Annotated in this window: 21 protein-coding genes and 1 pseudogene; 9 read left to right on the top strand and 13 right to left on the bottom strand. The window is 70.9% G+C overall.

Annotation, left to right across the window (positions count from 1 at the left end):
- Positions 1-12: 12 nt before the first annotated feature.
- The gene (locus F0P95_RS16065; RefSeq protein WP_182335061.1) at positions 13-1506 is read right to left on the bottom strand and encodes a M20 family metallopeptidase; all 1494 of its coding nucleotides are present in this window, start codon (positions 1504-1506) and stop codon (positions 13-15) included.
- Positions 1507-1634: 128 nt separating this feature from the next.
- On the opposite strand from F0P95_RS16065, the gene F0P95_RS16060 reads away from it, so the two are divergent.
- On the top strand, positions 1635-2039 hold the full coding sequence (locus F0P95_RS16060) for a ComEA family DNA-binding protein (protein ID WP_182337054.1): 405 nt from the start codon (positions 1635-1637) through the stop codon (positions 2037-2039).
- Positions 2040-2593: 554 nt separating this feature from the next.
- Here F0P95_RS16060 and F0P95_RS16055 read toward each other — a convergent pair.
- Positions 2594-4000 carry a GntP family permease gene (locus F0P95_RS16055; RefSeq protein WP_182335060.1) on the bottom strand — a complete coding sequence of 469 codons (1407 nt, stop codon included), beginning with the start codon at positions 3998-4000 and terminating at the stop codon, positions 2594-2596.
- A 164-nt stretch (positions 4001-4164) separates the two neighbouring features.
- On the opposite strand from F0P95_RS16055, the gene F0P95_RS16050 reads away from it, so the two are divergent.
- Together F0P95_RS16050 and F0P95_RS16045 are read left to right on the top strand one after the other, a co-directional pair.
- Positions 4165-6402, top strand: coding sequence for a TonB-dependent receptor (locus F0P95_RS16050; protein ID WP_182335059.1), 2238 nt, complete (start codon positions 4165-4167; stop codon positions 6400-6402).
- A 241-nt stretch (positions 6403-6643) separates the two neighbouring features.
- Positions 6644-9994 carry a PAS-domain containing protein gene (locus tag F0P95_RS16045; RefSeq protein ID WP_182335058.1) on the top strand — a complete coding sequence of 1117 codons (3351 nt, stop codon included), beginning with the start codon at positions 6644-6646 and terminating at the stop codon, positions 9992-9994.
- Positions 9995-10013: 19 nt separating this feature from the next.
- On the opposite strand, the gene F0P95_RS16040 is transcribed toward F0P95_RS16045, so the two are convergent.
- The 4 genes from F0P95_RS16040 to F0P95_RS16025 all read right to left on the bottom strand — a co-directional run bounded on the left by F0P95_RS16040 (position 10014) and on the right by F0P95_RS16025 (position 11546).
- Positions 10014-10370 carry a carboxymuconolactone decarboxylase family protein gene (locus F0P95_RS16040; RefSeq protein ID WP_054667199.1) on the bottom strand — a complete coding sequence of 119 codons (357 nt, stop codon included), beginning with the start codon at positions 10368-10370 and terminating at the stop codon, positions 10014-10016.
- Positions 10371-10432: 62 nt separating this feature from the next.
- Complete coding sequence (locus tag F0P95_RS16035) at positions 10433-10804, bottom strand: rhodanese-like domain-containing protein (RefSeq protein ID WP_182335057.1); 372 nt, start codon at positions 10802-10804, stop codon at positions 10433-10435.
- A complete protein-coding gene (locus tag F0P95_RS16030) occupies positions 10801-11157 on the bottom strand; it encodes an ArsR/SmtB family transcription factor (protein WP_425515940.1) in 357 nt (118 codons plus the stop codon). Before F0P95_RS16030 ends, F0P95_RS16035 begins: the two co-directional genes overlap by 4 nt.
- The gene (locus F0P95_RS16025) at positions 11157-11546 is read right to left on the bottom strand and encodes a rhodanese-like domain-containing protein (protein WP_182335056.1); all 390 of its coding nucleotides are present in this window, start codon (positions 11544-11546) and stop codon (positions 11157-11159) included. Before F0P95_RS16025 ends, F0P95_RS16030 begins: the two co-directional genes overlap by 1 nt.
- A gap of 97 nt (positions 11547-11643) precedes the next feature.
- On the opposite strand from F0P95_RS16025, the gene F0P95_RS16020 reads away from it, so the two are divergent.
- From F0P95_RS16020 to F0P95_RS16010, 3 genes are read left to right on the top strand one after another with little or no spacing between them, the layout of a single operon-like run.
- Positions 11644-11847, top strand: coding sequence for a YgaP family membrane protein (locus tag F0P95_RS16020; RefSeq protein WP_056931262.1), 204 nt, complete (start codon positions 11644-11646; stop codon positions 11845-11847).
- A 9-nt stretch (positions 11848-11856) separates the two neighbouring features.
- Positions 11857-12930: an efflux RND transporter periplasmic adaptor subunit gene (locus F0P95_RS16015; protein WP_232528704.1), complete on the top strand. Its 1074-nt coding sequence runs from the start codon at positions 11857-11859 to the stop codon at positions 12928-12930.
- Between the two features lies 1 nt (position 12931).
- A complete protein-coding gene (locus F0P95_RS16010) occupies positions 12932-16207 on the top strand; it encodes an efflux RND transporter permease subunit (protein WP_182335055.1) in 3276 nt (1091 codons plus the stop codon).
- Between the two features lie 33 nt (positions 16208-16240).
- On the opposite strand, the gene F0P95_RS16005 is transcribed toward F0P95_RS16010, so the two are convergent.
- On the bottom strand, positions 16241-16906 hold the full coding sequence (locus tag F0P95_RS16005; RefSeq protein ID WP_054667194.1) for a response regulator transcription factor: 666 nt from the start codon (positions 16904-16906) through the stop codon (positions 16241-16243).
- A gap of 120 nt (positions 16907-17026) precedes the next feature.
- The gene (locus F0P95_RS16000) at positions 17027-17824 is read right to left on the bottom strand and encodes a 3-hydroxybutyrate dehydrogenase (protein ID WP_182335054.1); all 798 of its coding nucleotides are present in this window, start codon (positions 17822-17824) and stop codon (positions 17027-17029) included.
- Between the two features lie 112 nt (positions 17825-17936).
- Between F0P95_RS16000 and F0P95_RS15995 the strand changes: the two genes are divergently transcribed.
- From F0P95_RS15995 to F0P95_RS15985, 3 genes are all read left to right on the top strand, one after another.
- Positions 17937-19769 (top strand): 3-hydroxybutyrate oligomer hydrolase family protein, encoded by a 1833-nt coding sequence (locus F0P95_RS15995; protein ID WP_182335053.1) that lies wholly within the window; start codon positions 17937-17939, stop codon positions 19767-19769.
- A 68-nt stretch (positions 19770-19837) separates the two neighbouring features.
- Complete coding sequence (locus F0P95_RS15990) at positions 19838-20437, top strand: HutD/Ves family protein (RefSeq protein WP_182335052.1); 600 nt, start codon at positions 19838-19840, stop codon at positions 20435-20437.
- Between the two features lie 71 nt (positions 20438-20508).
- Positions 20509-20898, top strand: coding sequence for a DUF1801 domain-containing protein (locus tag F0P95_RS15985; RefSeq protein ID WP_425515885.1), 390 nt, complete (start codon positions 20509-20511; stop codon positions 20896-20898).
- Positions 20899-20935: 37 nt separating this feature from the next.
- Here F0P95_RS15985 and F0P95_RS15980 read toward each other — a convergent pair.
- The 5 genes and pseudogenes from F0P95_RS15980 to F0P95_RS15960 all read right to left on the bottom strand — a co-directional run bounded on the left by F0P95_RS15980 (position 20936) and on the right by F0P95_RS15960 (position 25694).
- Positions 20936-22544: pseudogene (locus tag F0P95_RS15980) on the bottom strand (sulfite reductase subunit alpha).
- A complete protein-coding gene (locus F0P95_RS15975; RefSeq protein ID WP_182335050.1) occupies positions 22541-23509 on the bottom strand; it encodes an FAD:protein FMN transferase in 969 nt (322 codons plus the stop codon). Before F0P95_RS15975 ends, F0P95_RS15980 begins: the two are co-directional and overlap by 4 nt.
- Positions 23510-23624: 115 nt before the next feature.
- A complete protein-coding gene (locus F0P95_RS15970) occupies positions 23625-24479 on the bottom strand; it encodes a DUF4198 domain-containing protein (RefSeq protein WP_182335049.1) in 855 nt (284 codons plus the stop codon).
- Between the two features lie 24 nt (positions 24480-24503).
- A complete protein-coding gene (locus F0P95_RS15965; protein ID WP_054667181.1) occupies positions 24504-25022 on the bottom strand; it encodes a DUF2271 domain-containing protein in 519 nt (172 codons plus the stop codon).
- A gap of 27 nt (positions 25023-25049) precedes the next feature.
- Entirely contained in the window at positions 25050-25694 is a 645-nt protein-coding gene (locus F0P95_RS15960; protein ID WP_182335048.1) for a PepSY-associated TM helix domain-containing protein, read from the bottom strand.
- Positions 25695-25722 lie beyond the last annotated feature (28 nt).

Raw genomic sequence — 25722 nt, 5'->3', positions numbered from 1 at the left:
TCATCGCGCCGCTCAGCAGCAGCCGTGGCCGCCGTGGCGGGTGCCGCTGTCGGCATGCACGGTGGAGCCGCTGGTCTCGCCGCGCAGGCTGGCCGCGTGGTGGTCGAACAGCACCTTGGACACGCAGGCGGTGACCCGCTTGCCCATCGGGATGTGCAGGAACTCGTTCGGGCCATGTGCGTTGGAGTGCGGCCCGAGCACGCCGGTGATCATGAACTGGGCGCCGGGGAACTTCTCGCCCAGCATGCCCATGAACGGGATCGAGCCGCCTTCGCCCATGTACATGGCCGGCTTGCCGAAGAAGGCCTGGCTGGCCGCGTCGATGGACTGTTCCAGCCACGGCGCCATGGCCGGCGCGTTCCAGCCGGTGGAGGCCTTTTCCAGTTCCAGGGTGACGTGCGCGCCGTTCGGCGGGTCGCGCAGCAGCGCCTCCTTCAGCAGCTCGCCGCAGGCCTTGCCGTTGGCGGTCGGCGGCAGGCGCAGCGACAGCTTCACCGAGGTCTCCGGGCGCAGCACGTTGCCGGCCGACTCCAGCGGCGGCATGCCGCCGATGCCGGTGACCGACAGCGCCGGGCGCCAGGTGCGGTTGAGCACCAGTTCGGTCAGGTCCTCGTTCATCGGCTTGAGCCCGTCGACCAGCGGGAACTTGTCGAAGATGGCGGTATCGACCACTTCGGCCGCGCGTTTGGCCTGCTCCAGGCGCCCGGCCGGGATCTCGGTGTGCAGGCCGTCGAGCAGGATGCGGCCGGTGTTCTCGTCCTCGATCCGCGAGAGCAGCTGGCGCAGCAGGCGGAAGCTGGACGGCACCACGCCGGAGGCGTCGCCGGAGTGCACGCCCTCGTTGAGCACCTTGACCGTGAAGTTGCCGCCGGTCAGGCCGCGCAGCGAGGTGGTGCACCACAGCTGGTCGTAGTTGGCGCAGCCCGAGTCCAGGCACACCACCAGCGACGGCTGGCCGATGCGCCCGGCCAGGTGGTCGACGTAGGCCGGCAGGTCGTAGGAGCCGGATTCCTCGCAGGCCTCGATCAGGATCACGCAGCGCGCGTGCGGCAGGCCCTGCTCCTGCAGGGCGAGCACGGCGGCCAGCGAACCGAACAGGGCATAGCCGTCGTCGGCGCCGCCGCGGCCGTACAGCTTGTCGCCGCGCAGCACCGGCTTCCACGGGCCCAGGTCGGCATCCCAGCCGGTCATCTCCGGCTGCTTGTCCAGGTGGCCGTAGAGCAGCACGGTGTCCTCGCCGGTTTCCGGGCCGGAGGCCGGGATTTCCAGGAAGATCAGCGGGGTACGGCCTTCCAGGCGGACCACCTCGACCTGCAGGCCCGGGATCTTCTGCGCCTTGGCCCAGTCCTCCATCAGCGCCACGGCCTGGTCCATGTAGCCATTGGCAACCCAGTTCGCGTCGAACATCGGCGACTTGTTGGGGATGCGGATGTAGTCGACCAGCTGCGGGACGATGTCGTTGTCCCACTTGTCACTCAGAAATTGGCCGAGCTTGGCGCTGTCCATTCGGGAACTCCGGTTGCGAAGGTTTCAGATGCGCCCATTCTACGCCGTCCGTCTTGTAGGAATTTTCCTACAAGGAATCGGGAGGTTTGCCGGCTGCGGGGTGAAGGCGCGCCGGATAGGCTGTGTTCATGTGGCGCGGAACACTGGTCTGGCCGGCGGGAATGCCGGCATTCCAGTCCAAGCCACAAGGAGTAGCAGCGATGAAGCTTTTCACCGTGATGCTGAAGTCACTGGTTCTGGCGTTGTTGTTGACCGCATCGGCACATGCCACGGACAAGGTCGACATCAACACCGCCACCGCGGCGGAGCTGGACCGGGTACTGGTGAATGTCGGCGCCGCCAAGGCGCAGGCGATCATCGAGTACCGACAGGCGAACGGTCCTTTCAAGAGTGTCGAGGAACTGGCACTGGTGAAAGGCATCGGATTGAAGACGGTCGAACGGAATCGTGACCTGATCGGCGTGGGTGCAGGAACCGCCTCCGCCGCCAGGAGTGCCAAGGCGGCAGCGGCCAAGCCGGTCGAAAGGCGTTGAGCGTGAAGGAGTTGCACTATGTGAGTCGTCTGGAAGACGGCCACACGGAGAACCCCGCATAGCCAGGAGGCAGGGGAGAGGCAGGAAGCCTACAAGTACGTGAATATCGCCCGGTGTTGCACAGTGACGTGCAGCCGGGCGATTCTTTTTGGGTCGTGGCGGACACCCGATGCTTGGCAGCGCGTGTGGCGTTCCCGGTCAACGCCCGCCGCCAGGCCGGGCTGCGTTTCCTGCCGGCCATGCAGACAAGGCGGATGCCTCGTTCTGCGCACCGGAGCCGGCGGGGTTCGGCGCCCGCGCAGGGGCTGGCGATACTGCTCCGATCCGATCCGATCCGATCCGACCCGATCCGATCCGACCCGATCCGACCCGGCCATCGGTCGCCATGTCCCGCTGCTGCAGGCCTGCCGGGCAGCGCACCCGGTGCGGGGCCTGCGACATGCGACGCGACCCATCGCGACCCATCCCGATGAGGCTGCCCGCGGGCGTCGAGGGGGCTGGGTTGACCGCGGAAAGCCGCCGGTCCGCGCCCGCGCGATGCGGGCGCCCCTGCCTCAGACCACGCCGGTGGCGTAGTACACGCCGATGATCGCGAACACCGCCAGGGTCTTGATCAGGGTGATGGCGAAGATGTCCTTGTAGGACTGGCGATGGGTCAGGCCGGTGACGGCGAGCACGGTGATGACCGCGCCGTTGTGCGGCAGCGTATCCATGCCGCCGGAGGCCATTGCCGCCACCCGGTGCAGTACTTCCATCGGGATGCCGGCGGCCTGCGCGTTGGCGATGAAGCTGTCGGCCATCGCCGCCAGGGCGATGCTCATGCCGCCCGAGGCCGAGCCGGTGATGCCGGCCATGGCGGTGACGGAAATGGCCTCGTTGACCAGCGGGTTGGGAATCGAACCCAGTGCGTTGGCCACGACCAGGAAGCCGGGCAGGGCGGCGATGACCGCGCCGAAGCCGTACTCGGAGGCGGTGTTCATCGACGCCAGCATGGCGCCGCCGATCGCCGATTTCGTGCCTTCGGCGAAGGCGGCCACCACCGGCTTCCAGGCGAGGACGACGACGCTGAGGATGCCCAGCAGCAGCGCGCCCTGCACCGCCCAGATGGCGGCGACCTTGGACACTTCCTGCACCACCGGCGCGGGGTTGCCGATCACTGCCGGCAGGAACGACTGGCTTTCGCCGTAGAAGCCCGGGATCCAGCGGGTGAACAGGAAATTGGCCACGCCCACCAGCAGCAGCGGCAGTACCGCCAGCAGCGGGTGCGCGAGGCGGTCGCCCTGGAACGGTTCGGGCTCGTTGCGCAGCGCCTCGTCGGCACCGGCGTATCCCTCGCCGCGGGCGATGGCGACCCGGCGCCGCCATTCCAGGTAGCTCATGCCCAGCACCAGGATCACCACCGTGCCGATCACCCCCAGCCACGGCGCGGCCCAGCTGGTGGTGCCGAAGAACGAGGCCGGGATGATGTTCTGGATCTGCGGCGTGCCCGGCAGCGCGTCCATGGTGAAGGTGAAGGCGCCCAGGGCGATGGTGCCCGGGATCAACCGCTTGGGAATGTTGCTCTGGCGGAACAGCTCGGCGGCGAACGGGTAGACCGCGAACACCACCACGAACAGCGACACCCCGCCATAGGTCAGCAGGGCGCAGACCAGCACGATGGACAGCATCGCGCGCTGTGCGCCGACCAGGCGGATGGTGGCGGTGACGATCGATTTGGAGAAGCCGGAGATCTCGATCAGCTTGCCGAACACCGCGCCGAGCAGGAATACCGGGAAATACAGCTTCAGGAAGCCGACCATCTTGTCCATGAACAGGCCGGTGAACATCGGCTGCACCAGCGTTGGGTCGGTCAGCAGCACCGCGCCCAGCGCCGCCACCGGCGCGAACAGGATCACGCTGTAGCCCCGGTAGGCCACGAACATCAGGAAGCACAGCGCCGCCAGTACGATCAGAAACGACATCCCACGGCTCCCCGGCCAGACACGATGCCGCCGAGTATCGGGAGCCCGGCCGGACCGGCCCACTGTACGAACGGACGATACGCCGGGTCCTAACGTCCCGTTAACGTGCGCAACGTGGGCGGCATCCGTGTGCCGCCGTGTCATACCCGGGAGGAGGGAGACCAATGAAGCGCAAGTATCTGAGCATGGCCGTGGGCTGTGCACTGCTGGCCCCGGCCGCGTTCGTGCAGGCCGAGGAACAGCAGCCGGCCGGCCACCAGCAGGCCACCCAGCTGGACGAAGTCACCGTGACCGCGCGCCGTCGCGCCGAGTCCATCCAGGACGTGCCGGTGGCGGTGTCGGCCTTCGGCGAGGAGCAGATCAAGGATCTGCAGGCCTCGACCGTGGAGGGCCTGCAGGGGGCGGTGCCGAACATGAACATCGCCCAGGGCCGCGGTTCGGCCAACAGCGTCAACGTGTTCATCCGTGGCATCGGCCAGCCGGATGCGCTGCAGACGTTCGATCCGGGCGTGGGCATGTACGTGGACGACGTCTACTACTCGCGCATCAACGGCGCGCTGTTCTCGCTGTTCGACATCCAGCAGCTGGAAGTGCTGCGCGGCCCGCAGGGCACCCTGTACGGCAAGAACTCCACCGGCGGCGCGATCAAGCTGACCACCAAGAATCCGTTCGACAACGAGGGCGGCGCGGTGGAAGTCACCGCCGGCGACTACGGCCGCCTGGAAGGCCGCTTCTACGTCTCGGGCAAGCTCAGCGACACCATCGCCGCCAGCATCGCCGGTGCCAAGATCACCAACGACGGTTACGTCAAGGACGCCGAGACCGGCAAGCGCTACAACGACGACGACACCGAGGCGCTGCGCTTCAAGATGGCGTTCAATCCGACCGACAGCTTCCGTGCCACGCTGTCGCTGGACACCACCAAGCAGGACGCGGCGCTGACCCTGGGCCGGCCGATGGCCAACCTGCGCCAGACCAGCCTCGCGCCGGCCGGCGTGATCGTGCTCAAGCCGGGCGAGACCGGCGAATGGAACCGTCGCGCCCTGACCTCGTTCAAGAATGGCGAGGGCCAGTACCTGAAGCACTCCGGCGCGTCGCTGGCGATGGACTGGGACATCAACGCGCAGTGGACGCTCAAGAGCATCAGCTCCTACCGCAAGCTCAAGACCAAGTCGTACATCGACATCGATGCCTCCGAGTACGAACTGGGCGACGTGCTGGTCGCGCTGAACCAGGACCAGAAGAGCCAGGAGTTCCAGCTGCATTACGACAACGGCTCCAACCTGCACGCCACCTTCGGCGCGTACTACATGAAGGAGAACGTGCCGTCCTACCAGGAGGCCTATGCCGACGACCTGTTCTCGTTCCTGGGGGCGAAGGTGCCGTTCCTGCGCACCATCAACGATGACCTGACCACCACCTCCAACGCCGCCTTCGCCCACCTCAACTGGGAGTTCGTGCCGAGCTGGACCGTGGCCGCGGGCGTGCGCTGGACCAAGGACAAGAAGGACTACGCCCGTTCCACCAGCACCTTCTGGGGCGCGCCGTTCACCGCCCTGAACGAAACCGTGGCCTTTGCCGCCAATGCCTCGTGGACCGCGGTCACGCCGTCGATCAGCCTGCAGAAGGCCTTCGGCGACAACCTGATGGGCTACGTGTCGGCCAACCGCGGCTTCAAGTCCGGCGGCTTCAACGGCCGCGCCAACACCAAGTACGACACCCAGCACGCCAAATTCGACCCGGAATACGTGTGGACCTACGAGCTCGGCCTGAAGGGCAGCTCGGCCGACCGCCGCTTCCGCGGCAGCGCGGCGGCGTTCTACAGCAACTACAGCGACTTCCAGGCGCGCGTCTCGCAGGACGTGGGCACCTTCCCGGTGCTGAACGCGGCCAAGCTCAACATCAAGGGCATCGAGCTCGAGGGCAGTGCGCTGCTGGGCGAGGCCACCACGCTGAGCGCGCAGGTCGGCTGGATGGACGCCAAGTACGACAAGTTCGAGGACTTCCGCCTGGATCCGTCGTACCCGGGCTTCGATCCGAACGTGAACCATGACAACGTGCCGTTCTCGCCGGACTGGACCGCGCGCGTGGCCCTGCAGCACGTGTTCGCGCTGGGCGACAACGGCAACCTGACCTTCGGCGGCGATGTCTCCTACCGTGGCAAGACCTGGCTGAGCGTGGACAACCGTGCCGTGCTGAGCCAGGACGCCTACACCCTGCTGGGCGTCTACGGCGTGTGGGATTCGCCGCAGATGGCCTGGCAGGTGCGTGCCGGCGTGCGCAACCTGACCGACAAGGAATACAAGACCGAAGGCCAGGAGTTCGCCAGCGTGGGCAACATCCAGACCGCCTACTACGGCCTGCCGCGCAACTGGTACATGTCGCTGCGCTACAACTTCTGAGGCGCGTGCCGCAGTTCTGCAACCCAGCCCTCCCTGCGCCTGCAGGGAGGGCTTTTTCGTGCGCGGGCCCGCAGCCGTGGGCCGGCGGTGGCGGGGCGCGGCCGCATGCCGCGCACGGGAGCGGCGCACGCCGCGCGGGGGCGCCGGCCACCGTGCCGCCGCCGGGCCGGTGGCCGTGCGGTTCCGCCTCGCGGGGCGTGCGCCGTATCCTGCCCGCCATGCATACGGGGAATGCTTGCGCATGTTGAGTCTGGTGACGGTGGCATTGGCCGGAGTGGCCTGGCTGGTGCTGATGTTCGGCGTCGCGCTGTACGGCGAACGCCGGCCAACCGTGTTCGCGCGCCACTGGCGCCATGTCTACGCGCTGTCGCTGGCGGTGCACTGCACCTCGTGGACGTTCTACGGCACGGTGACCCAGGCCGCGCGCTACGGCTGGCCACTGCCGCCGACCTTCGTCGGTGCGATCCTGTTCTACGCACTGGGCATCGGCATGATGGTGCGGCTGGTGCGGCTGGCCCGCGAGACCAATGCGACCTCGCTGGCCGACCTGATCGCCGCGCGGCTGGGGCGCGATGCGTGGCTGGCGGCCACGGTGACGCTGATCGCCGCGCTCGGGCTGATCCCCTACATCGCGCTGCAGCTCAAGGCGGTGGCGATGAGTTTCGCCATGCTCACCCTGCGCTCGGCCGATGCGGTGGACGCCGCGCCCTGGCGCGACAGCGCGCTGTATGTGGCGCTGGCGATGGCGCTGTTCGCGATGCTGTTCGGCGCGCGCCGTGCCGACGTGTCCGAGCACAACCGCGGGCTGGTGCTGGCGATGGCCGCCGAGTCGCTGTTCAAGCTGGGCGCGATGCTGGCGCTGGGCGCCTTCGTCTGGTTCGGGCTGGATGCGGTGGCGGTGCCGCCGCCCGCACCGGTGGCGGATGCGCCGGCCGGCGGCTTCATGCCGCTGGTGCTGCTCGGCGCGCTGGCGATGTTCCTGCTGCCGCACCAGTTCCACGTCGGTGTGGTGGAGTGCCGCGATCCGGCCGACATCCGCACCTCGCGCTGGCTGTTCCCGCTGTACCTGCTGCTGATCGCACTGCCGATCCTGCCCCTGGCGCGCGCCGGCAGCGCCCTGCTCGGCGACAGCGTGCCCAGCGACATGTACACCCTGGCCCTGCCGTTCTCGGCCGGGCATACCGGGGTGGCGCTGTTCGCCTTCCTCGGCGGGCTGAGCGCGGCCACCGGCATGGTGGTGGTCAGCACGTTGACCCTGAGCCTGATGATCGGCAACCACTGGTTCGCGCCGGGCCTGCTGCGCAGCACCTGGGCCCGCGCCGGCGGCGACCACCGCCGCGAGCTGGTGTGGCTGCGGCGCGCCGGCATCTGCGTGATCATGCTGCTGGCCTGGGCATACAGCCGCCTGATCGGGGGCGGCAACGTGCTCGCCGACATCGGCGCGATTTCGTTCTCGGCGATGGCCACGCTGGTGCCGGTGCTGGGGTTCGCCATCTGGCGGCCGCAGACGCCACCGCGCGCGGCCATCGCCGGAGTGCTGGCCGGCTTCGCCACCTGGGCCTGGGTGCTGCTGCTGCCGACCCTGCTGGAGAGCAGCGGCAGGGTGCCGGCCTGGCTTGCCGACGGACCGCTGGGCTGGCGCTGGCTGGCGCCGGAGGCGCTGTTCGGCCTGACCGGCTGGAGCCCGCTGGGGCGCGCGGTCGGTGCCAGCCTGTTCGTCGGCACCGGTATGACGCTGCTGGCGATGGCCTGGCGCCGCGACACGCCCGACCGCGCCCGGCGCAACCTGGATGCCGACGCGCTGCGCGACGCCGGCCGCCGCTTCCTGCCATGGGAGAAGGTGCAGCGGCTGCTGGCCGATGCGCCGCGGCAGGGGCCGGTGCCGGCGGCGACCGAGGCCAGCATCGAGCGCGAGTTGTCCTCGGTGCTTGGCGCGGCGTCGGCGCGGCTGCTGCTCGATGCCGCGCGCCGCGAGAGCGGCGAACTGGCCACGGTCGCGGCCATCGTCAGCGAGGCCTCGCTGGACCTGCGCTTCAACCAGCAGGTATTGCAGGCGGCATTGCAGAACATGAGCCAGGGCATCAGCGTGATCGACCGCGAGCAGCGGCTGGTGGCCTGGAACCGCCCGTATGCGCAGTTGTTCGGCTTTCCCGATGAACTGCTGCAGGTCGGCCGGCCGATCATCGACCTGACCCGTTGGGCGCTGCAGGCGATGCCGCAGCGTGGCAGCGATGAGCGTGCGGTTGACCGGCGCCTGGCGTTCATGCGTGCCGGCACCGCGCACCTCACCGAGCGGGTGTTCCCGGACGGCCGCATCGTCGAGATCCGCGGCAACCCCATGCCCGGCGGTGGTTTCGTGGCCACCTTCACCGACGTCACCGAGTTCCGCCGCACCGAACAGGAACTGATGCGCAGCAACGAGACGCTGGAGCAGCGCGTGGGCGAGCGCACTGCGCTGCTGGAGTCGGCCAAGCGCGAGGCCGAGCGCGCCAACGACGCCAAGAGCCGGTTCCTGGCCGCCATCGGCCATGACCTGCTGCAGCCGCTGCATGCCGCGCACCTGTTCACCGATACCCTGGCGCAGCAGGTGGAGGCGCCGTCGCAGCGGCAGGCGGTGGTGCAGATCCGCGGGGCGCTGGATTCGACCACGCAGTTGCTCACCGGCCTGTTCGACATGTCGCGGCTGGAGGCCGGCGGACTGGTGCCGCAGCCGCGCGAGATGCCGCTGGCCGAGGTGCTCGACCCGCTGGCCTCCGAGTTCCGTGCCCTGGCGGCGGCGCGTGGGCTGGCCTTCCGCTACGTGCCGACCCGGGCCTGGGTGAACAGCGACCCGCAGCTGCTGCGGCGGGTGCTGCAGAACTTCCTGGCCAATGCGGTGCGCTATACCGCCCGCGGTGGCGTGCTGCTGGGCGTGCGCCGCGAGGTCGGGCGCCTGCGCATCGAGGTGCACGACACCGGGCCGGGCATCGCCGCGGCCGAGCAGCGGCGCATTTTCGAAGAGTTCCGGCGCGGCGAGGACAGCGGCGGGCAGGGGCTGGGCCTGGGCCTGGCGATCGCCGATCGCATCGCCGGCCTGCTGGATGCGCCATTGCGGCTGCGCAGCGAACTGGGGCGCGGCACGGCGTTCTCGGTGGCGGTGTGTGGGGTGCGGATGCCGGTGCCGGCGGCAGCCCCGGCCGCGCCATCGCAGGCGCCGGACACGGTCGCGCGCGGGGCGATCCGGGTGCTGGTCGTGGACAACGACCCGGCGGCACTGGCCGGGCTGGCGGCGCTGCTGCGCGGATGGGGCTATGACGTCGCCGAGGCATCGGCCGAGGCCGGCGCGGTCGCGGCGATGCAGGCCGCGCCGGCGGCACTGTGGCTGTTCGACTACAACCTGGACGACGGCGACACCGGCACCGCGCTGCAGGCGCGGCTGGGGGCGCGCTTCGGCCCCCGGCCGACCCTGATCCTCAGCGCCGACGACAGCCTGGCCACCCGCCGCGATGTGCTGGAGCAGGGCCTGACCCTGCTGCACAAACCGGTGCGGCCGCTCGCGCTGAAGTCGATCATGGACCGGCTGCTGGCCGCGCGCGCGGTGGCCAGGCCATAGCGCGCGCGGTGGGGCGTGCTCAGCCCTGCGCGGTGCTGAATTCCTCGAACGCCGCCAGCGCGTTGGCCGCGTACATCAGCGACGGGCCGCCCCCCATGTAGACCGCCACGCCGAGCATCTCGCGGAACTCCTCCGGGGTGGCGCCCAGCCGGACCAGCGCCTTGGCATGGAAGCCGAGGCAGCCGTCGCAGCGGTTGGCCACGCCGATCGCCATGGCGATCAGTTCCTTGGTCTTTTCATCCAGCGCGCCGGCCGCCATCGCCGCCTTGCTGAGCGCGCCGAAGCCCTGCATCACATCGGCGTTGTGGGTGCGCAGCGGGGTGAGGTTGCGCGAGATGTCGCGGGTCAGGTCGGTGTAGGACGGAATGGCGCTCATCGGTGTTCTCCTTGGGGATCGGGGGCGCACGGTAGCTTGTGCGCAGGCAATAAACGGTGCGTTCAACCGCGCGGCGTGGTCATCGGCAGGCCCGCGTCGACCCAGGCCTGCATGCCGCCGGCGACGTTGACGCAGCGCACGCGCGGGTGCCCGGCCAGCGCCGCCTGGGCGATGCGCGAGCGCATGCCACTGTGGCAGATCAGCAGCAGTTCGCCGGTGGTGTCGGGCAGGTCCAGGCTCTCCAGTGCGCTGGCCGCACCCGCGCGGATGCGCGACAGCGGCAGCAGCCGCGCGCCGGGTGCGTGGCCACGGGCGAACTCGGCCGCTTCGCGCACATCCACCAGCACCGCGCCCGTGCGCTGGCGCGCGGCAGCTTCATGCGGCGCGAGCTGTCCGCCGCGGCCGCCGAACAGGGCCCGGAGCAGCGCGATCATGGCTTGCCCGCCTTGCCGCGGGCCGCGGGGCGGCCGCAGTAGATGCCGTGCAGGGTATGCATCACCGCCGCCGCCGGGCCGTCGGCCAGGGCGTAGACGATGGTCTGCGCTTCGCGCCGGGTCAGCACCAGGCCTTCCTCGCGCAGCACGGCCAGGTGCTGGGACAGGGCCGACTGGCTCAGGTCCAGCAGGGCGTTGATCTCGCCGACCGAACGCTCGCCTTCGGCCAGCAGGCACAGCACCTGCAGCCGGTTCTCGTTGGCCAGCGCCTTGAGCAGCTGCACGGCGTCGCCGGCATGCGCGCGCATCGCGGTCACGTCGAACGGCGGGCGGGAAGCGGTGGCGGCCATCATCATTCCAGTTCCAGGGGGAGCGCATCATTGCGCCATGCGTTGACGCCGCCGGCAAGCGAACGCACGTCGCTGAAGCCGAGCTGGCGCAGGCTGTCGGCGGCCAGCGCCGAGCGGCCGCCGGTCAGGCAGTACAGCAGCAGCGGACGGTCGGGGCGGGTCAGTTCCTGGCTGGTGGAACACGCCAGCGCCGGGTGGGCGTGGATGCGGAACTCCAGCACTCCGCGCGGGATGTTGACCGCACCGGGCAGGTGGCCGGCGGCATATTCGTCCGGCTCGCGCACGTCGATGAGCGCCACGCTGCCGGCCGGCCAGGCGGCGACTTCCTGCGGGGATGCCTCGCGGATGCGGGCGCGGGCGGCGGCGACCAGGTCGTTGATGGAGGCAGGCATGGCGGTTCCTTATATCAGTTGACGCTAATATTAGTAGATGCTAATGTTCATCGCAACCCGGCATCCGTGCCGTCCCGTGCAGCCCAGGAGAATCCGTATGAACCTCGATCGTGCCGTTCTTGCCTTCGCCGGCGTGATGGTCCTCGCCAGCGTCGCCCTCGCGCATTTCGTATCGCCGCTGTGGCTGTGGCTCACCGTGTTCGTCGGTGCCAACCTGCTGCAGGCCAGCGTCACCGGCTTCTGCCCGGCCGCCATCGTGTTCCGCAAGCTGGGCGTGCCCGGCGGCTGCGCGTTCAAGTAAGGCGGCGCCGTGGAACAGAACACCATGCGCCCGCGCCATGCCCTGGCACTGCTGCTGGCCGCCTCCCTGGCGGCCTGCGGCGGGGGCCAGCCGCAGCCCGCCCCGATCAAGGTCGAGGGCCTGTCCAGCATCGAAGTGCGGTCCGCCGACGCCGGCGAAGGGCGCGGCTGGGATGGCGTGGTGGAGGCCGTGCGCCAGGCCACGCTGTCGGCGCAGACCAGCGGGCGGGTGGCGCAGGTGGAGGCCGATGTCGATGACCGGGTGGCTGCCGGGCAGGTGCTGTTGCGGCTGACCGCGGTCGAGCAGCAGGCGGGGGTGGACGCGGCGCGTGCGCAGGTGCGTGCCGCCGAGGCCGCCGCGCGCGAGGCCGAGCTCGACTATCGCCGCCATGCCGACCTGGCGCAGGGACAGTACGTGTCGCGGGCGCAGCTGGACCGCGCACGCGCCGCGCGCGACACCGCCGTGGCCGCGCGCGATGCGGCCCGGGCGCAACTGGCCAGCGCCGGCCAGCAGGGCAGCTACACCCTGGTGCGCGCACCCTATGCCGGCATCGTCAGCAGTCGCGACGTCGAGCCGGGCGAGAGCGTGAACCCGGGCCAGCCGCTGATGACGGTGTTCGCACCCGATGCGCTGCGGGTGGAAGTCAGCGTGCCGCAGTCCGAGGCCGATGCGATCCGTGCCGATGCCGTGGCGCAGCTGCGCCTGGACGACGGGCGCCAGGTCAACGCGGCGCAGGTGACGGTATTCCCGGCCGCCGATGCCGCGACCCATGCGGTGAAGGTGCGGGTGCTGCTGCCGGTGCTGGACGCGGCGCCCGTGCCCGGCAATACGGTGCGGGTGGTGTTCCCCGCGGTGAAGGGCGGCGCGTATCCGCAGATACCGGTCTCGGCGCTGTTGCAGCGGGGCGAGGTCGATGCCGTCTACGTGCTGGCCGATGGCCGGCCGTCGCTGCGGCAGCTGCGCCTGGGCGAACGGCGCGGCGACTGGGTGGAAGTGATCGCCGGGATCAAGGCGGGCGAGCGCGTCGCCGCCGATCCACTGGCCGCGATGCAGGCGCTGGCCGCCGCCCGCGGGGAGCGTTGACATGGCGCCGCACGATACGCCGCGGCTGGGTGTTTCCGGCCGCCTGGCCCGCATTTTCCAGGACAACCCGCTGACCCCGATCCTGGCGTTGCTGGGGTTGCTGCTGGGCCTGGTCGCGGTGGCGATCACCCCGCGCGAGGAAGAGCCGCAGATCGACGTGACCATGGCCAACGTCATCGTGCCGTTCCTCGGCGCCGACGCGCGCCAGGTGGAGCAACTGGTGGCCTATCCGCTGGAGCGCAAGCTGGCCGGGATCGAGCAGGTCAAGCACACCTATTCGGTCAGCCGCCCGGGGCTGGCGGTGCTGACCGTGGAGTTCGAAGTCGGCGTGCAGCGGCAGCCGGCGCTGGTGCGCCTGTACGACAAGGTGTTTTCGAACATGGACTGGATGCCGCCGGACGTGGGCGTCGGCCAGCCGATCATCAAGCCCCGCGGCATCGACGACGTGCCGGTGATGGCGCTGACGCTGTGGGCCGACACGGCCGCGCCACCGGCGGCGGACCGCGGTGCCGGCTGGCGTGGCGCGCTGGAACTGTCCGAAGTCGCGCATACGCTGGAAACCGAGCTCAAGCACATCCCCGGCACCCGTGACGTCTACACCATCGGCGCGCCCGAGCGGGCGATGATGGTGACGCTGGACCCGGCGCGCCTGGCCGCCCATGGCCTGGCGGTGAACGACCTGGCCGCGGCGCTGCAGGCGGCGAACCTGGCGCGCCAGGCCGGCGAACGCATCGGCGGCGACGGCGTGGTGCAGGTCAGCGCGGGGCGCTTCCTCGCCGACCGCGCCGACGTGGCCGGGCTGGTGCTGGGCGTGGCCGGCGGGCAGCCGGTGCGGCTGGCCGACGTGGCCACGGTCAGCGATGCCACCGACCTGCCGTCGAGCTACGTCTGGCACGGCGCGCCGGCCGGGCGCGACGGCCCGCGCACCGGCGTGGCGCCGGCGGTGACCCTGGCCATCACCAAGCAGCCGGGCAGCAATGCGGCAGACATCACCCGCGCGGTGCTGGACCGGGTCGAGGCGCTGCGCGGGCAGGCCATTCCCGAAGGCGTGGAAGTGGCCGTCACCCGCGACTACGGCGCGACCGCCAGCGACAAGGCGCAGACCCTGATCAAGAAGCTGGTGTTCGCGACCGGTTCGGTGGTGCTGCTGGTGCTGTTCGCGCTGGGCCGCCGCGAGGCGCTGGTGATCGGTTCGGCGGTGGTGCTGACCCTGGCGGTGACGCTGTTCGCGTCCTGGGCCATGGGCTTCACCCTCAACCGCGTTTCGCTGTTCGCGCTGATCTTCTCGATCGGCATCCTCGTCGACGATGCCATCGTGGTGGTGGAGAACATCCACCGGCACATGGCGCAGGGCGGAAAGACCCTGCGCGAGGCGATCCCGCCGGCGGTCGACGAAGTAGGTGGGCCGACCATCCTGGCGACCTTCACCGTGATCGCCGCGCTGATGCCGATGGCCTTCGTCAGCGGGTTGATGGGGCCGTACATGCGGCCGATCCCGATCAACGCCTCGGTCGGCATGGTGCTGTCGCTGCTGATCGCGCTGGTGGTCACGCCGTGGCTGTCGCTGAAGCTGCTGCGCCGCCATGCCGGCGAAGCGGTGGCCGGCGCCCACGGCCATGTCGAAGGCGGCATGGCCGCGCGCCTGCACCGCGTGTTCGAGCGGGTGATGACGCCGTTCCTGGCCGGTGACGGCGCCGCGCGCCGGCGGCGCCTGCTGTTCCTCGCCATGGCCGTGCTGGTGGCGCTGGCCGCGAGCCTTGCGGTGTTCCGCCTGGTGGTGCTGAAGATGCTGCCGTTCGACAACAAGTCCGAACTGCAGCTGGTGGTGGACATGCCCGAAGGCAGCACTCTGGAGGCCACCAACGCGGTGCTCGCCGAGCTGGCCGGCGTGCTCGACCGCACCCCGGAAGTGCTGCACTACCAGGGCTACGCCGGCACCGCCGCACCGATCAATTTCAATGGGCTGGTACGCCAGTACTACCTGCGCGAGGGCGCCAACGCCGGCGACCTGCAGGTCAACCTGGTCGACCGCCACGCGCGCAGCCGCAAGAGCCACGACATCGCCGTGGCGCTGCGCCCGGAAGTGGCGCGGATCGGGCGCCGCCATGGCGCCTCGGTGAAGGTGGTGGAAGTGCCGCCGGGACCGCCCGTGCTGTCGCCGATCGTGGCCGAGCTGTACGGCCCGGACTATGCGCGCCTGCGCCAGATCGGGCGCACGCTGACCCAGCGCTTCCTCGACACCGGCGGCATCGTCGACGTCGACAGCAGCGTCGAGGCCGATGCCGCGCGCGAGGTGCTGGTGGTGGACCGCGAGCGCGCGGCGCGGCTGGGCGTGTCGCAGGCGGACATCGTGCAGACGATCGCCGCCGGGCTGTCGGGCAGCGACGCCAGCCACGTCATCGACAGCGGCTCGCTGTACCCGCGCCCGATCCGGCTGCGGCTGCCGGCCACCGGCCAGGCCACGCTCGACGGCGTGCTGGCGCTGCGGGTACGCGGCGGCAACGGCCAGCTGGTGCCGTTGTCGGAGCTGGTGACGGTGCGGCGCGCGCAGTGGGATGGCGCGATCCAGCACAAGGACCTGCTGCCGGTGGTGTACGTGATGGGCGACGAGAGCGGCAGCATCGACAGCCCGCTGTACGGCATGTTCGACCTGGTCGGCCAGGTCGGCGACAACGCCATCGACGGCCAGCGCCTGTCGCAGTTCTTCGTGCGCCAGCCGACCGACGGCGCTGGCTTCGGCATCAAGTGGGACGGCGAATGGCAGATCACCTACGAGACCTTCCGCGACATGGGCATCGCCTATGCCGCCGGCATGGTGCTGATCTACCTGCTGGTGGTGGCGTACTTCCGCAACTACGCGGTGCCGCTGGTGATCATGGCGCCAATCCCGCTGACCGTGATCGGGGTGATGCCGGGCCATGCCCTGCTCGGGGCGCAGTTCACCGCGACCAGCATGATCGGCATGATCGCGCTGGCCGGCATCATCGTGCGCAACTCGATCCTGCTGGTGGATTTCATCAACCACCTGGTCGAGCGCGGACAGACCCTGGAGCAGGCGGTGGTCGATGCCTGCGCGGTGCGCGCCCAGCCGATCGCGCTCACCGCGCTCGCGGCGATGGCCGGTGCGTTCTTCATCCTCGACGACCCGATCTTCAACGGCCTGGCGATCGCGCTGATCTTCGGCATCCTGGTGTCCACCGTGCTTACCCTGGTGGTGATCCCGCTGCTGTACTACGCGCTGCTGTCGCACCGTCGCCGGCGCCAGGCGCAGGCATGACCCGCGGCGCGGCGCGTACCCGCGCGCCGCGCGCTACAGGTCGCTTTGCCGGCTGGGGTCGCTCAGTTCCAGTTCGCGCAGCACCACGCTGGCCTGGGTGCGGTTGCGCACGCCCAGGCGCTCGAAGATCGCCGACAGGTGCGCCTTGACCGTGCGCTCCTGCACGTCCAGGCGGTCGGCGATCTGCTTGTTGAGCAGGCCCTCGGCGACCAGCGCCAGTACCCGGAACTGCTGCGGCGACAGGCTGGCCAGGCGTGCGGCCAGTTCGCTGTCGTGGCTGGAGGACTGCGCCCGCGCCACCGCTGCGCGCAGCGACGCCGGCAGCCATTGCTCGCAGGCCATGACGCTGCGGATCGCCTCGCGCAGCTCGTTCAGTCCCGAGCTCTTGGGCAGGTAGCCGGCGGCGCCGTGGTCGAGCGCGCGCCGCACCACGCGCGGGTCGTCATTGGCCGACACCACGATCACCGCCACGCCCGGGTGCTGGGCGCGGATCGCCGCCAGCCCGGCCAGCCCGTGGTTGCCGGGCATGTGCAGGTCGAGCAGGATCAGGTCGGTGTCGGGCGCGGCGTCCAGCGCGGCCAGCACGCCCTCGAGCGACTCGGCCTCACGTACCTGCAGGTCGGCCACCGCCTCGCCCGCGGCCTGGCGCAGCGCGGCGCGGAACAGCGGGTGGTCGTCGGCGATCAGCAGGCTGGGCATGGGGCAGGAAGGGGCGGGTGATGCCTGCATTGTCGGCCAATGTGTGGCGGCGGCGCATCCCGGCCGGCAGCGGCGCCGCTGGCGCGGTCGCGGTGCCGGGCAGGCTGCGCTGCCATGCGCTTACTGCGCGGTCCAGGCGCCATCCATCGGCAGCGCCGCGCCGGTGAGGTTGTGCGCCTCGCGGCGGCACAGCCATACCACCATCGCGGCGATGTCCTCGGGCAGCGACATGCGCAGGCTGGGCTGCTTCTCCTCGAGCAGGGCGCGCACGCCGTCGTCGCGGCTGCCGCCGTTGCGGTGCGCCTGGATCTGCGGCTCGATCAGGGGGGTCTCCACCCAGCCCGGGCATACGCAGTTGACCGTGACCCCGCCGCTGTCGCGGCTGCCGGCCGCGGCGTATTCCAGCGCGGCCACCTTGCTCAGGCCGACGATGCCGAACTTGCTGGCCACGTAGGGCGCCTTGTTCTTCGACGCCACCAGCCCGTGCACCGAGGCGATGTTGACCACCCGGCCGTAGCCGCGCGCGGCCATGCCCGGCAGCGCCTGCTGCATGGTGTGGAAGGCGGCGCTGAGGTTGATGGCGATGATGTCGTCCCACTTGCCCGCCGGCTGCTCGGCCAGCGGCGCGGCATGCTGGATGCCGGCGCAGTTGACCAGCACGTCGAGCGCGCCCCAGTCCTGCACCGCGGCCATCATCGCCTCGATCTCGGCTGGATTGCGCAGGTCCGCGCCGAAGTGGCGCGACTGCCCGCCGGCCGCGGCGACGCTGGCCAGCGCGGCATCGATCTGCCCGGCCGTGCCCAGGCCGTTGATCGCCACGCGCGCACCGGCGGCGGACAGGGCCTGGGCGATGGCCAGGCCGATGCCCGACGTGCTGCCGGTGACCAGCGCGGTGCGGCCCTGCAGGAAGCGGTCCATGGGAACTCCGTGAAACAGTGGGGAAGGCTGCAGAACGTAGCAGCCGGAACGTAAGCGCCGCGTGGTACGAAAGTACGATGGGCCGGGCGGGGCGCTCTGCTAGTGTGGGGACATGACTACTTCCCTCCTGCGCGCCGCCTGCGGCCTCATCGTCGGATTCGGCCTGGCGTCGTGCGCCAGCGGCCCTGCGTCCAAGTCCGTGGAGTCTTCCATGTTCAGCAACGAACTGCGCAGCGAGCATCGCGGCAACGACGACCTGTTGACCGCCGGACTGGGCCTGGCCGGGCTGCGCAGCCTGGCGCCGCCGGCATTCGCCGATGCTGGCGCGCCCACCGTGGAGGAACTGCGCCGGCGCGCGCTGTGGGGCAGTTGGCGCGGCATCGCCGATCTGGCCCCGGGCGGTGGCTATGGCGATCTGTTCGGCGACCTGGCGCCGGTGCCGGGGCGCGAGTATTCGGCCTATGCGCGCCTGCCCGGCGCCCACCAGCCGCACCGCGTGCTGGCGCAGGTGCCTGATGGTTTCGACACCAGCCGGCGCTGCGTGCTGGTGGCACCGGCGTCCGGTTCGCGCGGCATCTACGGCGCGGTGTCGGTGGCGGCGGCCTGGGGCCTGCCGCGCGGCTGCGCGGTGGTCTACACCGACAAGGGTGCCGGCAGCGACTATTTCGACCTGGATGCGCAGATGGGCGTGCGTGCCAACGGCATGGTCGGCGCGCTCGGCGAGGCCGCCGACCTGGCCTTCGTTCCGGATGCGCCGGTCAATGCGTCCGGCGTGGCGTTCAAGCACGCCCATTCGCGGGACAACCCGGAAGCGGACTGGGGCCGCCACGTGAAGCAGGCCGCCGAGTTCGCGCTGTTGGCGCTGGACCAGGCGTTCCCGCAGGCCGCGCCCTTCACTTTCGCCAATACCCGCGTGATCGCGGTGGGCATCTCCAACGGCGGCGGTGCGGTGCTGCGCGCGGCGGAGATGGAGGGCGACTGGCTGGACGCGGTGGTTGCCGGCGAACCGAGCGTGCTGTCCAGTGGCGCCGGTTCGCGCGCGCTGTACGACTACGCCACCGAGGCGGCGCTGCTGATGCCGTGCGCGCAGCTGCACATGGCCGACCTGCCGCAACCGCCGCTGACCGCCGCGCTGCAGGCCGGCGCGGCCGTGCGCTGCGCCACGCTGGCGGCCGAAGGCGTCATCGCCGGTGCCACCCCGGCGGCGCAGGCGCGGTCGGCCTACGAACTGATGCTGGACAAGGGCTGGACCGACGCCGCGCTGCGTGCCGGCGCGTTGTCCACCGGCTTCGACCTGTGGCGCGCGGTCGCCGCCGGCTATGCCTCGGCCTATGGCCGCTATGGCGTGGGCCAGCATCCGTGCGGCTTCAGCTTCGCTGCGCAGAACCCGGATTTCTCGCCGCGTGCGGCCACCGCCGCCGAACGCGCGGCGTGGATCGCCGATGGCAGCGGCATCCCGCCGGGGGCCGGGGTCGGCCTGCTCGACAGCAAGGTGCAGTTGCCGGACCTGACCTACCCTGGACTGAAGTGCCTGCGTGGCCTGTGGGATGGGCAGGGCGAGGATGCCCGCCGCGTGCAGGCCGGCATCGAGGCCACCCGTGCCGGGCTGCCGCGCAGCGGCCTGCCGGTGATGGTGGTGCACGGCACCGACGACGGCCTGATCCCGCCGGCGTTCAGCAGTGCTCCCTATGTGGCCGCGGCCAAGGCCGCCGGGCGCGAGGTGAACTACTGGCAGGTGCGCCATGTGCAGCACTTCGACGGCTTTCTCGGGTTGCCCGACTACGGCGCGCGCTACCTGCCGCTGCTGCCCTACGTGCATGCCGCGCTGGACCGCGTGCAGGCGCGCCTGGACAAGGGCACGCCGTTGCCGGCCGACGCGGTGATCCAGACCACGCCGCGCATGGGCAAGCCGCTGTCCGCCGAGAACCTGGCGCTGCCCAGGTAAGCGGCGCGCGCACAATCCGGGCCGTGGCCGCGCCGCGGCCATGGCGGGCGGCGTGGCATCATGCGCCGATGGATATCCTGACGACGCCTTCCCGGGTGATCCCGGCCGCCGACTACCACCGCGAGCGGTGGCGCAACGGCCTGGGCTGGACCCGCGAAATCCTGCGCCTGCCGGAACAGGGGCAGTGGCAGCTGCGCCTGTCCATCGCCGAGATCGAGCGCGACGCGGCGTTCTCCGCGTTCGCCGGCATCGAACGCGAACTGGTGCTGCTGGAGGGCGAGGGCCTGCGCCTGCGCTTCGCCGATGGCCGCTGCGAAACCCTGTTGCCGCCCTACCAGCGGCTGCGCTTTGCCGGCGAGGATGAACTGACCGGCGAACTGGTCGATGGCCCGAGCCGCGATTTCAACCTGATGTGGCGCCGTGACGACCTGCACGCCGAACTACTGCACCGGCCGCTGGTCGGCAGCATGCTGTTCTTCTGCGAACCGCAGGCGGCGTGGGCGATCCACCTGCTGGCCGGGCAGGCGACCTTCGAGGACCCGATGCTGCCGCCGCTGCAGGCCGGCGATACCGCCTGGCTGGGTGCGGGCGAGCGCCGGCGCCACGCGCTGCACGGTGGTGGCGAGCTGCTGGCGATACGGGTGACGCCGGCCGCGGACGTCGCCTGAGGCGCTGGCGACGCATCGACAGGGGCGCGTGCGCCGGTCGATGATGGGGCCTGGCGGCGCGACCGGGAGCGATGATGGGCCGGACCACACGCAAGGACGTCGATGCCTTCATCGATGCGCTCGATCACCCGCTGCTGCCGCTGATACGCGCGCTGCGCACGTTGCTGCTGGCGCTGGACCCGGCGATCAGCGACGAGATCAAGTGGAACGCGCCGAGCTTCCGCACCACCGGGCACTTCGCCACGATGCAGCTGCGCAGGCCCGACGCGGTGCGCCTGGTCCTGCACCTTGGGGCCAGGCCACGCAGCCTGCCGGCGGCGGCCATCGCCGATCCCGACGGCCTGCTCACCTGGCTCGGTCCGGACCGTGCGTTGCTTGAATTCCGCGCCGTCGCCGAACTGGACAGCCGCCGCGCCGCGGTGACGGCGCTGCTCCGGCAATGGATGGCGCAACTGGCGTGAAGCAGGGCGCGCGCCTGCCGCCGCCAGCCCGGTGCCATCAGTACACGTCGCGGCGGTAGCGCCGCTGCATCACCAGCTGTTCCTTGCATTGGCTTCCCAGCGCCTGCGCGATCACCGCGTCCACCGCCGGTGCCATGCCCTGCAGGCTGCCGCAGACCAGCACGGTGGCGCCGTCGTCGACCCAGCGCCGCAGCCGCGCCGCCTGCGCGGCCAGTGCGTCCTGCACGTAGCGGTGGGGGGCCGCCATCGCGGCTGAACACGGCATCCAGGTGTTCGATCCAGCCCTCGCGGTGCCACTGTTCCAGCTCTTCGCCGAAGTGGAAATCGTGCGCGCGGTTGCGTTCTCCGAACAGCAGCCAGTTGCGCCGCGCGCCGGCGTCGATGCGTGCGCGCAGGTGCGCGCGCAGGCCGGCGATGCCGGTGCCGTTGCCGATCAGCACCAGCGGCGCGTCGCCGGCCGGCGGGTGGAAGTTGGGGTTGGAGCGCAGGCGCAGGTCGATGCGCGCGCCGATGGCGGCGTGGTCGCACAGCCAGCCGCTGGCCAGGCCCGGGGTGCCGTCCGGATGCGACTGCCGCCGCAGCAGCAGCCGCAGGTGGTTCTCCGATGGCAGCGAGGCGATGGAGTATTCCCGGTGCGGCAATGGCTGCAGCGCCGCCGCGATCGCGTCGGGCCCGTTGCCGTCGAGCGTGTCGGGCAGCCGGGCGGTGGCCAGCCGTTCGCGCAGCAGGCGGCCATCGGCCAGCGTCGCCTGCGTGTCCAGCGCATGCGCGCGCATCCATTGTTCGACCGTGGCCGGCGCATGCCGCGGACCGATCTCGGCGATATCGCCGGCCTGCCAGGCGGGCAGCTCGCCGTCGGCCGGTTGCAGGCACAGCTGGAACACCGGGCCGCCGACGCTGCCGGGATTGGAGCAGGTGCGCGCCTGCAGCACCCAGGGCTGGTAGTCGGGCGCGCTCCAGTCGGCCTGGACGCTGCCGTCGCCGAACTGGCCCAGCAACTGCTGCCAGTGGCGCAGCGCGGCCGGATCGGCGTTGTCCACTTCCACCGTATCGAACAACGGCTGCGCGCCCTGCCGGCGCAGCCAGTCGTCGAGGCGGTGGCCGAACGCGCAGTAATCCGCGTAGCTGCGGTCGCCCAGGGCCAGCACCGCGTATTGCAGGTCCGGCAGCGCCGGTGCCTGCCGCATCACCTGGCCGAGGAAGGCCAGTGCGTGGTCGGGCGGGTCGCCTTCGCCGGTGGTACTGGCGATGAACAGCGCCTTGCGGGTGCGGGCCAGCAGCGCCGCATCGACCTGGTCGAGCGCCCGCAGGCGCACCCGGCAACCGCCATCGCGCAGGCTCTGCGCGGTATGCCCGGCCAACTGCCGGGCGAAGCCGGTCTGGCTGGCCCAGACCACCAGCAGCGGGGGGGGCCCGGCCTCGCCGGTATCGTCCTGGCGCGGGCGTGCCCGCCACCACAGCGCCGCGCACCACGCCGCATAGCCGAGCACCGCGGCCAGCGCGATCCAGCGCCGCGCCGGCAGCGGCGTGGGCTGCCAGCCGTCTTCACCCAGGTGCAGGCGCAGCAGCAGCGCGGCGATGGCCAGCAGCGCGGCGATGACCACGGCATTGCCGGCGATGGCGCGCATGGAGCCCGTGCGGTTCATGCGCTGCCCGCATCCAGCTGTTGCCGGAAGCCGCGCGACAGTGTTTCCACGGGGCCTTCGGTACCGTGCTGGAGGAAGCGCGCGGCCAGGCCATGGGCATCGGCGAAAGCGCATCCCTGGTCGGCCCCCATCACCGTCAATGCGGTGGCCCAGGCGTCGGCCAGCATCGCCTCGCGGTGGAGCACGGTGACCGCGGCGGCGGCGCGTGCCACCGGCGCATGCCGGCGCGGGTCGAGGGTGTGGCTGTAACTCACCCCGTCGTGTTCATAGCGGTGCCAGCGGTCGCCGGAGGTGGCCACGGCCAGGTCGTCGAGTGCCAGCACGCGCGGCGGCTGCCCGCTGCCGGCATCCTCGTCCGGTGCCGATTCGACCAGTACCCGCCACGGCTGGCCGTCCGGCTTGCGGCCGCGGCCATGCAGTTCGCCGCCGACCTCGACCAGCGCCGCTTCGATGCCCTGGCCGTGCAGCCAGCGGCTGACCGCGTCCACGCCATAGCCCTTGGCGATCGCCGACAGGTCCAGTTGCAGGCCGCCGGGTTGCAGCAGCGCCTGCGCCTGCGCGTCCAGCTGCAGCCGCTCCCAGCCGCAATGCGCGGCGACGCGGGCGACCTGCGCGGCATCGGGCGGGTTGCGGTGCCGCGCGTCGGCACCGAAACCCCACAGTGCCACCAGGGGGCCGACGGTAGGGTCGAAGGCACCGCCGCTGCGCTCGGCCACGGCATGCGCGGCCAGCAGTACGCGCCAGAAGTCGTCCGGCAGCGCCTGCCAGTGGCCACTGGCCGCACGGTTGTAGCGGCTGATGTCCGAGCCGGGTTCCCAGGTGCTCATCTGCGCGACCACGCGGTCGAGCTGCGCCTGGATGCCGGCATGCAGCGGATGCAGGTCGCGGTCGCGCGGCACCACCAGCTTGACGCTCCAGGTGGTGCCCATGGTGTGGCCGCCGAGTGCGGCGATGTCCGATGACATGGCGTCGGGGAGGGATGCGGGGGAGCAGGGCAGGTCGGAGGCGGCCGCCGTTGTCGCGGCGGCCGGCGGGAACGGGAGGAGCGGCGCGGGCGGCTCCTCCCGGCGTGCCAGCGCCTTACTGCGGCAGCACTTCCAGGGTGGCGACGTAGCTCAGCCGGCGCTGCCTGGCCTGCGGCGTGCTGGTCTTGCCGTCGCTGGTCGAGGTCTCCAGCCAGTACATGCCCGGCTCCGGCCAGGTCACCTTGAAGCTGCCGTCGGCGCCGGTGGTCACCTTGATCTCGTCCTGCGCGTTGCGGTAGCGGGTGGCGCCACGCACGATTTCCACTTCCAGTCCACTGGCCGGCTGGCCGTCGACCACCAGTTTGAACGTGGCTTCCTCGCCGGCGAACAGGTCGTTGGGATGGGTGACCGGCACCAGTTCCAGGCCCGTGCCGGTGGCCGCGACGGTGCTCGGCTTGCCCTTGGTGACGAAGGTCTCCACCCGGCCGATGCCTTCGGTGACCTGGAGGTTCTGCGCGTTCTTCGGGATCTTGGTGGCCAGGTCCTCGGCCGTGGCGTTGCGCAGGAAGCCGCCACGGGCGCCGCCCATGCCACCGGCCGCCGGCTTGTCCTTGGCCGCGGCCAGGCTCTCCGGGGTATCCCAGCGCGCGGACAGGCCACGGTTGAGGTTGGCGATGCGGTAGGTGCCTTCCTGCGCCAGCGGCACGTCGAACACGCTGCGGTACTTGCCGGTGGCCGGATTCTGCGGCGGCAGCGTGCTGCCGTCGGGCGCGGCAATGCTGACGTTGTCCAGGCGCATCGGCACGTGGTCGGGGTAATAGAGCTGGTTGGACACCGCGGCGTCGACCGTCACCCAGGCATCGTTGCCGGCGACGACGGTGGCCGAGGGCAGCAGCCACTGCTTGTGGGCCAGGGCGGAGAACGGGAGCGAGGCGGCGATCAGCGCGGCGAGCAGGGTGGTGCGTTTCATGCGGGTTTCTCCTTGTCCGGAACGTCAGGGCTTGGTGGCGAGGGTGACCAGGCCGAGCTCGCTCTGGCCCCGGGCGCTGCCGTTGCCGGCCTTGCCCTTCCACTCGAATGGAATCTTCAGCAGCTCGCGGCCACCGACTTCGCGCACGGCCTCCACCACCAGGGTGTACTGGCCGGCAGGCAGGGCGCGCAGCTGCGGCTGGCTGTCACTGAAGCCCAGCGCGTGCTTGCCGGCCGGCCGGGTCGGGCCGGTCACGCCATCCACCGGCACCTGCAGGGTGCGGCCGCTCTTGCGCCACCACTGGCGCAGGTCGGGCAGCCACTTGGTGCCATGGCCTTCGGCGTTGGACGTCTGCTGGTACCACACCGACAGGTTGGCCACGGACTTCTGCCCGCCATCCTCGATCCACACCGCCACGTAGGGACGGTGGTACTCGGCCACGTTGAGCCTGGGGATCTCGACGTTGATGTCCAGGCTCGCGGCGTAGGCCGCCGGGGTGGCGGCGAGCAGCCCGCTCAGGGCGATGGTGAGGGTGACGCGCATGGTGCGACTCCGTAGGGGAAGCGTGTGTCAGTGGATGAGGAGCAGGGCGATCAGCAGCGGGACCAGCAGGCCCAGCCCGACCAGCGGCCAGGTCATGCGCCGTTGCCGCGCATGCAGGTGCAGCAGGAACAGGCCGGTGATGCAGAACACCAGGCAGGCCACCGCGAACAGGTCGATGAACCAGCCCCAGCCGGCGCCGGCGTTGCGGCCCTTGTGCAGGTCGTTGAAGTACGACACCCAGCCGCGGCGGGTCCGTTCGAACTCCACCGCGCCGGTCTCGCGGTCGATGCTCAGCCAGGCGTCGCTGCCGGGGCCGGGCAGGGACAGGTAGACCTCCTGCGGCGACCATTCGGCCGTGCGCCCGCCGATGGCCAGGTCCAGCTCGCGCGCCAGCCAGTCGGCAACCCGCGCCGGCAGCGGCGCATTGCCGTCTTCCTGCGTGGCCAGCGCCTGCAGCAGCGGCGGCGGCAGTTCCAGCTGGCGGTTGCTGACCTCGGGCGTGCCCTCGATCTTCGCGGCATGGTTGAGGGTGATGCCGGTGGCCGCGAACAGCAGCATGCCGATCAGGCAGACCGCCGAGCTGATCCAGTGCCACTGGTGCAGCGTGCGCAGCCAGAAGCCGCGGCTGGCCTGCTGCTGGACGAGATCGGCGGGGGAGCGTTCGGTGGACACGTGCGTGGTGCGGTGGAAAGAGATGGAA

The organism is Stenotrophomonas acidaminiphila, from assembly GCF_014109845.1.
In the GTDB taxonomy this organism is placed as follows: Bacteria; Pseudomonadota; Gammaproteobacteria; order Xanthomonadales; family Xanthomonadaceae; genus Stenotrophomonas; species Stenotrophomonas acidaminiphila.
This window is presented reverse-complemented; position numbering and strand designations above follow the sequence as displayed.